This is a genomic window from Pseudomonas sp. NFACC10-1 (assembly GCF_900119195.1).
Classification (GTDB): Bacteria; Pseudomonadota; Gammaproteobacteria; order Pseudomonadales; family Pseudomonadaceae; genus Aquipseudomonas; species Aquipseudomonas cerasi.
In genome coordinates this window covers 304,999-316,737 of the sequence record NZ_FPJB01000002.1, presented here as the reverse complement: position 1 = coordinate 316,737, position 11,739 = coordinate 304,999, and the positions used below count along the sequence as shown (strand labels likewise).

7 protein-coding genes are annotated in these 11,739 nt (G+C 59.9%); 3 read left to right on the top strand and 4 right to left on the bottom strand.

Features of this window, described 5'->3' with window-relative positions:
* Positions 1-77 precede the first annotated feature (77 nt).
* From BT119_RS06010 to hemE, 3 genes are all read left to right on the top strand, one after another.
* The gene (locus BT119_RS06010) at positions 78-1,496 is read left to right on the top strand and encodes an FAD-dependent oxidoreductase (protein ID WP_010438787.1); all 1,419 of its coding nucleotides are present in this window, start codon (positions 78-80) and stop codon (positions 1,494-1,496) included.
* Positions 1,497-1,919: 423 nt separating this feature from the next.
* The gene (locus BT119_RS06005) at positions 1,920-5,180 is read left to right on the top strand and encodes a dermonecrotic toxin domain-containing protein (protein WP_072365084.1); all 3,261 of its coding nucleotides are present in this window, start codon (positions 1,920-1,922) and stop codon (positions 5,178-5,180) included.
* Positions 5,181-5,319: 139 nt separating this feature from the next.
* On the top strand, positions 5,320-6,384 hold the full coding sequence (gene hemE, locus BT119_RS06000; RefSeq protein WP_003366016.1) for a uroporphyrinogen decarboxylase: 1,065 nt from the start codon (positions 5,320-5,322) through the stop codon (positions 6,382-6,384).
* Positions 6,385-6,444: 60 nt separating this feature from the next.
* Here hemE and BT119_RS05995 read toward each other — a convergent pair whose 3' ends face one another.
* From BT119_RS05995 to BT119_RS05980, 4 genes are all read right to left on the bottom strand, one after another.
* Entirely contained in the window at positions 6,445-7,920 is a 1,476-nt protein-coding gene (locus BT119_RS05995; RefSeq protein ID WP_058397761.1) for an N-acyl-D-amino-acid deacylase family protein, read from the bottom strand.
* Positions 7,921-7,923: 3 nt separating this feature from the next.
* Positions 7,924-8,784, bottom strand: a complete 861-nt coding sequence (locus BT119_RS05990; protein WP_003432135.1) for a MurR/RpiR family transcriptional regulator — start codon at positions 8,782-8,784, stop codon at positions 7,924-7,926.
* Positions 8,785-10,134, bottom strand: a complete 1,350-nt coding sequence (locus tag BT119_RS05985; protein WP_003366023.1) for a GntP family permease — start codon at positions 10,132-10,134, stop codon at positions 8,785-8,787.
* A gap of 290 nt (positions 10,135-10,424) precedes the next feature.
* Positions 10,425-11,693, bottom strand: a complete 1,269-nt coding sequence (locus BT119_RS05980; protein ID WP_072365082.1) for an MFS transporter — start codon at positions 11,691-11,693, stop codon at positions 10,425-10,427.
* Between the last annotated feature and the right edge of the window lie 46 nt (positions 11,694-11,739).

The following is an 11,739-nucleotide window of genomic DNA, read 5'->3' as shown; positions in this document are numbered from 1 at the left end:
TGCGCCAATTGCCTGCGATCATGATTCCCGCAGCTTCAGGCTTGTAACCTGAAGCTGCTGCAAAGAGGCTCCAGAGAATGGCTGAACGTCTCAGTAACGACTTCCAGTTCATCGACGTCGGACGTAAAGACCCGAAGAAGAAACTGCTGCGTCAACGCAAGAAAGAGTTCGTGGAAATCTACGAGCCTTTCAAGCCCCAGCAGTCTGCCGATCAGGCGCACCGCTGCCTGGGCTGCGGCAACCCGTACTGCGAATGGAAGTGCCCGGTGCACAACTTCATTCCCAACTGGCTCAAGCTGGTCGCCGAGGGCAATATCCTCGCGGCTGCGGAATTGTCGCACCAGACCAACACCCTGCCGGAAGTCTGCGGCCGCGTGTGCCCGCAGGATCGCCTGTGTGAAGGTGCCTGCACACTGAACGACGGTTTCGGTGCGGTGACCATCGGTTCGGTCGAGAAATACATCACCGACACTGCTTTCGCGATGGGCTGGCGTCCGGACATGTCCAAAGTCGTGCCCACCGGCAAGCGCGTCGCGATCATCGGCGCAGGGCCTGCGGGCCTGGGCTGTGCCGATGTGCTGGTGCGTGGCGGCGTGACCCCGGTGGTGTTCGACAAAAATCCGGAAATCGGCGGTCTGCTGACCTTCGGCATCCCGGAATTCAAGCTGGAGAAATCCGTGCTGAGCCATCGCCGTGAAGTGTTCACCGGCATGGGCATCGAATTCCGGCTAAATACCGAAGTCGGCAAGGATGTCACCATCGATCAACTGCTCGAAGAATACGATGCGGTGTTCATGGGTATGGGCACCTACACCTACATGAAAGGCGGCTTCCCCGGTGAGGATCTGCCAGGTGTGCACGATGCGCTCGACTTCCTGATCGCCAACGTCAACCGCAACCTGGGCTTCGAAAAGGCGCCGGAAGACTTCGTCGACATGAAGGGCAAGCGGGTCGTGGTTCTGGGCGGTGGTGACACGGCGATGGACTGCAACCGCACCTCGATCCGCCAAGGCGCCAAGTCAGTGACCTGCGCCTACCGCCGCGACGAAGAAAACATGCCTGGCTCGCGCAAGGAAGTGAAAAACGCCAAGGAAGAAGGCGTGAAGTTCCTCTACAACCGTCAGCCTATCGCCATCATCGGCGAGGGCAAGGTTGAAGGCGTGAAAGTGGTCGAGACGCGCCTGGGCGAACCGGATGCCCGTGGTCGTCGCAGTCCCGAGCCGATTCCTGGCTCCGAAGAGATCATCCCGGCAGAAGCCGTGGTCATCGCCTTCGGCTTCCGCCCAAGCCCGGCGCCATGGTTCGAGCAGTTCACCATCAGCACCGACAGCCAGGGCCGTGTCGTGGCCCCGGAACAGGCGCAGTACAAGCACCAGACCAGCAACCCGAAGATATTCGCCGGTGGCGACATGGTGCGCGGCTCCGACCTGGTGGTGACCGCTATCTTCGAAGGCCGTAATGCGGCTGAAGGGATTCTGGATTACCTGGGCGTCTGAGCCTGGTGTTGCCGGGGTGTGTCGTTACTGACGCGCACCCCGACAACAAGCGTCTACCCTTCGTATGCACTGTGCCAATGTCTCTGACATCCCGCCCGGCACTTACTCTCTGGACTCGGTGTAACTCGCTCAGGAAGAGCGCTTCCACCGGGGAAGGAGTGATGAATAGTCGTTTTTGCCTGTTTCCTGCGCTTTGAATGCGTCAGGCGCGTGTGCGCTCGACGTGGCGGGTTTGAGATCTTCTGAAACAACCCCGATTCTCCGATCACGACCTGTTCGTAAGGGGCGCGATACTCGATTGTTAACGCCTTGTTTCTGCCCTCGGTTTCTGCTTTCGGAAGGCGTTACGCTGTTGCGCTTTCATCGGGATGCCAATTGCCGTGCAGGCACTCCCGCCATCCATGTCGCTATAAGGAAATAGCCATGTTGAAAGCCGCCCCCATGGGCAAACTTGCTCTATCCAAAGAACAGAAACTTCTCGGGCCGGACAGGTTCACGCCCAGTACGGTTGCCGTACGCGAACACCGGGCTCGAGAACGCGCGGACCGGATAATCGACCAATTCATCGGGCGCTTTACAGGGAAGAACTTTTTCCCTGAAGGCGGTGAAGATGCGTTATTCGCCTTGCTGGTTCAGTTGCCTGACTGGCCTGCCGACCTGTCTATCAGGATTCACAACGAAAACGACGAAGTGCTCGCGGTCTTTTTGAAAGGCAGCGATGAAAGCGCCGTTCAAGGCAGCATCGTCCTGATGCAAAACGCCGATGCCTATATCGTTCCGGATGATGTTCCGGTCTCCAATGATGAGCCGTTGCTGCACTGGGTGTTCAGTCAGTTGCCGGCAGGTTCCAGTCTCGGCATGGGTGGCAACTTTCCCGGCAGTCACAGTGATGACGGACGAATCGTTACCCTGCGCGAACAAATAGCGGGTCTGGCAAATGACCAAAGGCCGCTGTTATTCGATGCACTGGTGGCGGCCGACGAGGGCGCCTCGAAGGGGCAACTGGATACCCGCACACGTAATCCTTTCCTGCCACTGTGGGTTCGTCAGCAGACTCTGCTTTCTGCGGTCCTGAGCGAGCTATGCGCTTTATACCCGGATGTTCCGGCCGGTCGTCTTGAAGGACTGTTGGAGCAGATGCCGCTGACAGAGCAGGAAGAAGCTGACTTTCTGGATAATGTTGTTCTGCCGGAGTCTTTCGACGAGGCGATGAGCATTTCTCTGGATGAGTGGAGCAGCAGTCTGGCTATCGACGGCCTGTCGCGAACGCGGAGCTTCAATACCTACACGGATGAGCTGGCCCGCGAGATCATCAGAGAGTTGCTGACTGCCGAATCGGGGCGAGAGCTGGTGATCTTCGAACCCGGCGAGAGCGAGTATTTTCCGGAAGACCCTGACGATACCCGTATCGTTCTGCTGCATGACGGCTACGGCAACTACAGTGCTCGGGACACCGAAAGCGGCGGGTTTTTCTCATTCAAGCCGGGTACTGACAGCTTCTATCTTGCGATCAGTTCGCAATTGAAAGCCGAAGAGCGTTTTGCGCTGGGCATGCAGTTCGAGCAGGATGTGAAAGGCATTCGCGACGTTCTGACCCGGCGTGCCATTGAGAAAAATCGCGGCTGGTTCGACCCTGAGCAACCCACTGAAATCGAAAACGATTGTCTGCCTGACTGGTTCGCGAACGCGACCGATGTCGAAAAACAAAGCTGGAAAGTGGCGGTGCAGGACTACAGCCAGGCGTTGCTCGAAGCCCAGGCACCTGACCTGCCGGACCCTTCCGTTTACGGACAGCCTGACCGGTTGCGTAACTACGCGCGGGGAAAACTGCAAGAGCGAATTTTGCTCGACCACGGCATTACAGTGGATCCCGACCGCATCAGCGTTCATACCACCAGCGTCGAGATTGATCCGGGCATCGGCATTGATATTGATTACGAATATGTCGGCCCTTCCGAGCTGGAGCCGCATTACGAAACGCAAGAGCGCAGCCTTACAGATCTGTCGCTGGAAAACATTGCACTCACCAATATCAACTTTCTACTCACCGGTCGCGCGTTTGACGATCAGGGGCAACTGCTCAGTTTCCTCAACGCCGGTTATCTGTTCGGCCTGATTCGTGAGCTGAACATTGGTGAGGATTACTCAAGGTATCTCAGCATAGTCCTGTCCACGTCGGCGGCAGGACAATGGCACCGTGAGCGTTATGCACGCGTCATGCGCGCACAAATGCGCCTCGACGCGATCGAGGCGAAAATGGCGGGAGACTTTCTGGGCGATGGCGGGCTTCCTCCCGAGCTGGCGAACAGAGGCTACAAATGGGTTGCCGCTGTGCTCGATCACCCAGTTGACAGTGATGATCGCGCGACGGTGGAGGGGCATCATATTCAGGTCAGCCAGTTATCCATCAATGGTGTGTCATTGAGCGGTGTATTGGTGATCGGCACCGAGTCGCGCTCCAGCGTCGCCAACGTGGTGGTTTTTACCCCGCAGGCTCCTGACGGCATGTGCTTCCGGGAAATGAGCGATACGCAGGAGTTCCGGCAGCGGATATTGCTTGAGCCCGAATTGCTGAACTACCTGGTGGGCAGGGCACCTTTGGCCTCACAGGCCGATGTCAGGCAGGTACTGACCGCTGGCCGTGACACGCTGTTCATGGAACTGCAGCCGTGTACCGGGAGTTTTCTTGAGGTGGTCTATGAGTCTGAAGTCGCGCGGGTCATTTCTGCTGTCGATGAACAGACCAATACCAACTGGGAAACCTATTGGGAAAGTGCCTGGGAAATCACCAAAACCGTTGGCGACATCCTCCTCACCTTCACACCTTTTAAAGTGCAACTGCCGATCGCTGCCCTTCGCAGTTTTTACGCTATCTGGCAGGGCGTAGGAAAGAAGTCCAGCGAACACGGGAGTGCCCCGTTGTATTTGGTTCAGGCGGCATTGTTGCTGGCCGATGGGCTGACGTTGTCAAAAGGGCGGCGGGTCAGAACATCTTCTACGGCAACGGTTGGCCGCTCTGTGCTCGATCCGAAAACAGCGGTATCCAAAACGCCTGTCGGGCTGAAAGCGCGCAGTGACGGGATTTACCGGGGCATCCATGAGAAAGCTCAAGAAGGTGTACCGAGCCGCTTTTACGCCGTGCAACAGGAAAAAGTCTATGCCGTCAGATACGACTCAGATTGTGCGGCATGGCGGGTTATTGATTCGCGGCGACCGGATGCGTATTACCAACTGCCGATCCAGCTCGACGATCAAGGTGTCTGGGTGCACGCGTCGGCCGGTTTGCGCGGTGGCGGCAGACACCGGATAACCAAGCTGCCCACGGAAACAGGGAACGGTACGGATACACCGGGCAAGAGTGCTGGAAAACTCAGGTACAAAATACACATGAGTGATTTTTTCAACGCTGCCGAATTCAAAAGAGCGGATAAGGAGATACAGGCCAAAGACCTGGAAGCCTCAGTCAGGAATGCTGTTGAGAAGTACGTTCTTGATGGCGCCGCTCACTTGCATAGATGGAAACCCACTGCAAAAAATAAACTGGATAAAAACGCAAAGTTTTTTTTCCTGGACTTGCCCTCCATTGGCGATAGCACCGGGAGAGGGGATTGGCGTCTGGTGCTCAAGCGTGTGGAAAAAGGCATGCTCGAGCCTTTCGATATCCTCAACCATAAGCAAATGTGACGGAAATCAGCCGGTTCTGAAGGCGCATGCCCGTGCATAACGACAGCAAATCGGCACGATAGACAAAAGGCACGGCTCTCGCCGTGCCTTTTGCGTCGAGCTCTGAGAAAATGCCGGCACTTTTATTGCGGATGCCGACATGACTGCCCTGAAGAACGACCGTTTCCTTCGCGCTTTGCTCAAGCAACCCGTAGACGTCACTCCGGTATGGATGATGCGTCAGGCAGGTCGCTACCTGCCGGAATACCGCGCCAGCCGCGCCAGTGCCGGGGACTTCATGAGCCTGTGCAAGAACCCGCAGTTCGCCTGTGAAGTCACTTTGCAGCCGCTGGATCGCTACCCGCTGGACGCGGCGATTCTGTTCTCCGACATCCTGACCATTCCCGATGCGATGGGTCAGGGGCTGTACTTCGAAACCGGCGAAGGCCCGCGCTTCAGGAAAACCGTCAGCACGCTGGCTGACATCGAAGCGTTGCCGATCCCCGATGCGCAGCAGGACCTGGGCTACGTGATGGATGCGGTCAGCACCATTCGCCGCGAACTCAACGGTCGCGTACCGCTGATCGGTTTCGCCGGCAGCCCGTGGACGCTGGCGACCTACATGGTCGAGGGCGGTTCGTCAAAAGACTTCCGCAAATCCAAGGCCATGCTCTACGACAACCCGCAAGCGATGCACCTGCTGCTCGACAAGCTGGCGCAGTCAGTGACCTCCTACCTCAATGGCCAGATTCTGGCCGGTGCGCAAGCCGTGCAGATCTTCGACAGCTGGGGCGGCAGCCTTTCTTCGGCGGCGTATCAGGAGTTCTCGCTGGCCTACATGCGCAAGATCGTCAACGGCCTGATTCGCGAAAACGACGGGCGCAAGGTGCCAGTGATCGTGTTCACCAAAGGTGGCGGTCTGTGGCTGGAAAGCATTGCCGACATCGGTGCGGACACCCTCGGGCTGGACTGGACCTGTGACATCGGCGAAGCGCGTCAGCGTGTCGGCAGCAAGGTTTCGCTGCAAGGCAACATGGACCCGACCGTGCTGTACGCCCGCCCGGAAGCCATCCGCCAGGAAGTCGCACGCATCCTTGCCAGCTACGGCAGCGGCACCGGGCACGTCTTCAACCTCGGCCACGGCATCACCCCTGAAGTCGACCCGGCCAATGCCGGCGCGTTCATCAATGCGGTGCACGAGTTGTCGGCGCAGTATCACCAGTAATTGCCGAGCCAACGAGGCGTCGATGCCTCAAGACGCATCGATTGATTTAAGCGCCGACGACTACGTCGGCGCTTTTGCATCCGCAAAGCCCTGCCGCAGCGAACCGCTGCGTGGCAGGAATCTACCTTGGCGCTCGCCTTGCGCCTTGCCTTCTGCGTAGCTCAGCCGACCGTTGACCCAGACACCGTCGATGCCCTGCGCCGCTCGCTGAGGGTCTTTGAAATCCGCCACGTCGCGCACGGTTTGCGGGTTGAACAACACCAGATCCGCCCAGTAACCCTCGCGAATAAGGCCGCGTTCGTGCAAGGCGAAGCGCGCGGCTGACAGCCCGGTCATTTTGTGTACGGCGGTGTGCAACGCAAACAGCCCCTTGTCGCGGCTGAAATGCCCAAGCACCCTCGGGAACGCGCCCCACAGGCGCGGATGAGGAAACGGGTCTTCCGGAAGGCCATCGGAGCCGATCATCGCCAGCGGGTGAGACATGATGCGTTCGACGTCGCCCTCATCCATGCCGTAGTACACCGCACCCGCAGGCTGTAACTTGCGTGCGGCGTCCAGCAATGACAGCCCCCAGTCGGCGGCAATGTCCTGCAGATCCCTGCCGCCCTGATCCGGGTGTGGCGTAGACCAGGTGATGGTAATGCGAAATGCGTCAGTCACCTGTTTAAGGTCCAGCGTTGAAGAACTGGCCGCATAGGGATAGCAGTCGCAGCCTACCGGATGGTCCTGCGCGGCCTCTTCCAGGGCCGCCAGCAGTTGCGGGCTGCGTCCCCAGTTGCCGGCACCTGCGCATTTCATGTGCGAGATGATGACCGGTGAGCGCGCATGGCGACCTATATCGAATGCTTCTGCCATGGCCTCAAGCACCGGCTCGAATTCGCTGCGCAGGTGGGTGGTGTAAATCGCGCCGAACGCGCTGAGTTCCTCAGCCAGTTGTTTGACCTCGCTGGTTTCGGCCGAGAACGCCGAAGCGTAGGCAAGGCCGGTCGACAACCCCAGCGCGCCCGCTTCCAGGCTGTCGCGCAACTGCTCGCGCATCGCGGCGATTTCTTCCGGGCTGGCGCTGCGCAACAAGTCATCCATGTGGTTGCTGCGCAAGGCGGTATGGCCGATCAGGGCCGCCACGTTAACGGCGGGCCGGGCGTTTTCAACCGCCGCGCGGTAGTCGGTGAAACGTGGATAGACGAACGCCGCGGCGTCGCCCAGCAGGTTCATCGGGTCGGGCGGATTGCCGCTCAGCGAGACCGGCGAAGCGCTGATCCCGCAGTTGCCGACGATGACGGTCGTCACGCCCTGGCTGATTTTCGGCAGCATCTCGGGTTTGCGGATGACCACCGTATCGTCGTGGGTGTGCACATCGATAAATCCGGGGGCCAGCACGCGACCGGCCGCATCGATTTCTTCCCGGGCACTGGCACCGGTCAGACTGCCGATGCGCTGGATGCGCCCTTCGCTGATCGCCACATCGGCGCGTACCCCCGGCGTGTCACTGCCGTCGATGACCAGTGCGTTGCGAATGATCAGGTCATAAAGCATGGTTCAGTCTCCCAGCGGCAGGCCATCTTCACCGCCACGGTATTCATCCAGCGCAAGCTTGATCCGGCGCAGCCGCTCCTGATTGTCTTCAGGGCTCGCCAGCGCCAGTTCAGTGGCCAGCACATCGATGGTCAGCAGCATGCCGTAACGCGCTGCGGTAGGTTTATAGATGAAATTGGTTTCAGCAATTTGCAGCGGCAGCACGACCTCGGCCAGTTGTGCCAACGGTGAGTCAGGCAGCGTGATGGCCAACACGCGGGCACCATAGCTGCGGGCCAGGGTCACGGCGTCGAGCAGTTCCGGTGTGCGCCCGCTGAGCGAGCAGACAATCAGGCTGTGTTGCGGGCCAAGCGTAGCGGCGACCATGCGCATCATCACCGGGTCGCGGCAGGCGGCCACCGGGTAACCCAGGCGCACCAGCCGGGTTTGCAGTTCCTCGCTGCACAGGCTGGAGCAACCGCCCATGCCGAATGTGTGAATCATGCGTGCGTCGGCGACACAGGCGATGGCGGCGGCAAAGCGTGTTGCATCGAAGCCCGCCAGGTGCTGGCGCAGGGTCGCTTCGATGTCGTCGACGATCCGGGTGAAAAACGCCGACTGCTCCGGCGCCGGTTCAGGATGAAGGAAGCGGCTGCCGACGCCGCTGGCCTGGGCCAGTTGCAGGCGCAAATCGCGCAGATCCCGACAACCGATGCTGCGTGCGAAGCGTGACAGCGTCGCACTGCTGACCTCGGCGCGGCTGGCCAGCTCATCCAGACTGGCACTGGCCGCGAAGGCGATATCGCTGAGCAACAGCCTGGCGATTCGTCCCTCTCCCGCGCTGAGGGAATCCTGACGGGCACGTATCTGGTACAGAATGTCCACTCAAAGCACCTGCGCCAGGCCCAGCGTCAGGGCAAAAGCGACGACAGAAATCAGCGTCTCCAAGACCGTCCAGGTCTTGAACGTTTGCGCGACGGTCATGTTGAAATACTCCTTGATAAGCCAGAAACCACCGTCGTTGACGTGGGAAAAGATCACCGAGCCTGCGCCCGTCGCCAGCACCAGCAATTCGGGGTGCGGGTAACCCAGCCCCAGCGCGACAGGCGCAACAATGCCCGACGCCGTGGTCATCGCCACCGTCGCCGAGCCCGTTGCAACGCGCATCAGTGCCGCAAACAACCAGCCCATCAGCAGGGGTGAGAGATGAAAGTCCTGCGCCAGACCAACGATCTCGTTGGTCACGCCGCTGTCGACCAGAATACGGTTCAAACCGCCACCGGCACCGACCAGCAACGTGATGCTGGCGGTCGGTGCCAGGCACTCATTGGTGAATTTCAGGATCGAGTCGCGGTTGAAACCCTGAGCGATGCCCAGCGTCCAGAAACTCAACAGGGTGGCCAGCAGCAGGGCGATCACCGAGTTGCCGATGAACAGCAAAAAGCCATTGAACGCACTGCCCGGTGTGCTGATCAGGTTGGCCCAGCCACCCAGCAGCATCAGCACCACCGGCAGCAGAATCGTGGCCATGGTCAGGCCGAAGCTGGGCAGCTTCTGGCGTGGTTCGCGGTCGAGAAACTGCTTGGCCAGCGGGTTTTCAGCTGGCAAGTGGATGCGCGGCACAATGAATTTGGCATACACCGGACCGGCGATGATCGCCGTGGGGATGCCGATCAGGATGGCGTAGAAGAGCGTTTGCCCCACCGACGCCTGATACGCCTGCACCGCGAGCATCGCAGCAGGGTGTGGCGGCACCAGCGCATGCACCACCGAGAGACCGGCGACCATCGGCAGGCCGACCATCAGAATCGACACCCCGACACGCCGGGCCACGGTAAAGGCAATCGGCACCAGCAGAACGAAGCCGACTTCGAAGAACAGTGGCAAGCCCACCAGAAACGCAATGCAGACCATGGCCCAGTGCGCGTTACGTTCGCCAAAGCGGTCGATCAGAGTGCGCGCCACCTGCTCGGCGCCGCCAGACTCGGCCATCATCTTGCCAAGCATGGTGCCCAGCGCCACGACCAGCGCGATATGCCCCAGCGTCTTGCCAACCCCCGCTTCATAGGAGGCGACCACGCCACTGGCCGGCATTCCCGCGACCAGGGCCAGACCGACCGAAACAAGCGTAATGACGATAAACGGATTGAGGCGGTAACGCGCGATCAGCACGATCAAGGCGATGATGGCGACAGCGGCGTAGACCAACAGCGAAATACCGGGTGACGGCGACATAGCGACGGTTCCTTGCAAAGTGGGTAGGCGAGGACGCAACACCAACAGCTGAAGCTGTCAGCCTGAAGGCGACTCGGGGGTACTCGGCAGGGATGACGCAATAAGGTGGAGCAGGGGCGTTTCAGGGCGATCACAGGTATTCATTGTTTTTATCTCTGCTTTCGTGATGAAAATAAATTACACGAAAACGAAATATAAACAAATATATGAAAATAAATTTCTTGGAAGGGGTTAGGTGGCTGATGGGAGTGCCATTGCGTCCCCCCCATCCGCCTGCGTCTGCCGGGTGACTAAACCTTCGCCCCCAGCGGCTGCAACCTTGCCAGCCGCAGCGCTACCCCGAGGGCGATCAGCAGCAACACGCCGATAAACAGCCCGATGCCGTTCCATCCCGCGTAGTGCCAGAACACGCCGCCGCCGGTTCCGGCTACGCTCGAGCCTGCGTAGTAACAGAACAGGTACAGGGACGCGGCCTGGCCTCTGGCGGTGGTGGCCCTGCGTCCGACCCAGCTGCTGGCCACCGAATGTGCGCCGAAGAAGCCGAAAGTGAAGATCAGTACGCCGACGATCACCAGCGGCAGCGGGGTGAACAGGGTCAGCAGCAGGCCGGCCAGCATCATCACGATCACGGCCCAGAGCACCTGTCGGCGGCCAAGGCGGTCAGCCAGCGAGCCGATCTTTGCCGAGCTGTAGATGCCCGACAGGTACACCACGGAAAACACCCCGACCACGGCCTGGCTCAGGTTGTAGGGTGCGCTCAGAAAGCGGTAGGCGATGTAGTTGAACAGCGTGACGAATGCGCCCATCAGCAGAAAGCCGGTCAGAAACAACAGCGGCAAGCCTGCATCGCGAAACTGCACCACAAACCCGTCGAGCAGACTGCGAGGGTGCAGCGAGCGCGGGCGGAAGTTGCGCGAGGCCGGCAGGATCCTCCAGAATACCGCTGCGGCGATCAGCGCCAGCCCGCCAACTACCAGCATTGCCGCATGCCAGCTGACATAGTCGATCATCACCCCGACGATCAGCCTTCCGCTCATACCACCGACGGCGCTGCCGCCGATATACAGCCCCATCGCCAGACCCAGATGGGTGGGGTGGATCTCCTCGCTCAGGTAGGTCATGGCCACCGCCGCGAGGCCGCTCAGTGACAGGCCTACCAGGGCGCGGGTAATCAGTACGCCCTCCCAGCTAGGCATCAAGGCGCTGGCGATGGTGAACAGCGACGCACAGAACAGCGCCATGACCATCACCGGCTTGCGCCCCAGCCGATCGGATATCGGCCCGGTGATCAGCAGGCCGATGGCGAGCATTGCCGTGGCTACGGACAGGATCAGGCTGCTTTGTGCCGCCGTCAGGGAGAACTCGCTGGACAGCGTCGGCATCATCGGCTGAACGCAGTACAGCAGGGTAAAGGTCGAAAACCCGCCAGCGAACAGCGCCAGCGCAGTGCGTTTGAAAAGCGGCGTGTTCTTTTCGATGTAGGTATCGTCGGGCAGTGTCGACGACTGTACGGACGGGGTGTTCAGGTCTGGGGTGGGCGGGGCGACGGCAGGGTTCACAAGGACCTCAGGGCACGATTGAGCGGGCGATGAAAAAATCATATAG

Bases quoted from the DNA above. Each gene is read 5' to 3' on its own strand.
- BT119_RS06010 (WP_010438787.1), top strand. From the start codon at position 78: ATGGCTGAACGTCTCAGTAACGACTTCCAGTTCATCGACGTCGGACGT.
- BT119_RS06005 (WP_072365084.1), top strand. From the start codon at position 1,920: ATGTTGAAAGCCGCCCCCATGGGCAAACTTGCTCTATCCAAAGAACAG.
- hemE (WP_003366016.1), top strand. From the start codon at position 5,320: ATGACTGCCCTGAAGAACGACCGTTTCCTTCGCGCTTTGCTCAAGCAA.
- BT119_RS05995 (WP_058397761.1), bottom strand. From the start codon at position 7,920: ATGCTTTATGACCTGATCATTCGCAACGCACTGGTCATCGACGGCAGT.
- BT119_RS05985 (WP_003366023.1), bottom strand. From the start codon at position 10,134: ATGTCGCCGTCACCCGGTATTTCGCTGTTGGTCTACGCCGCTGTCGCC.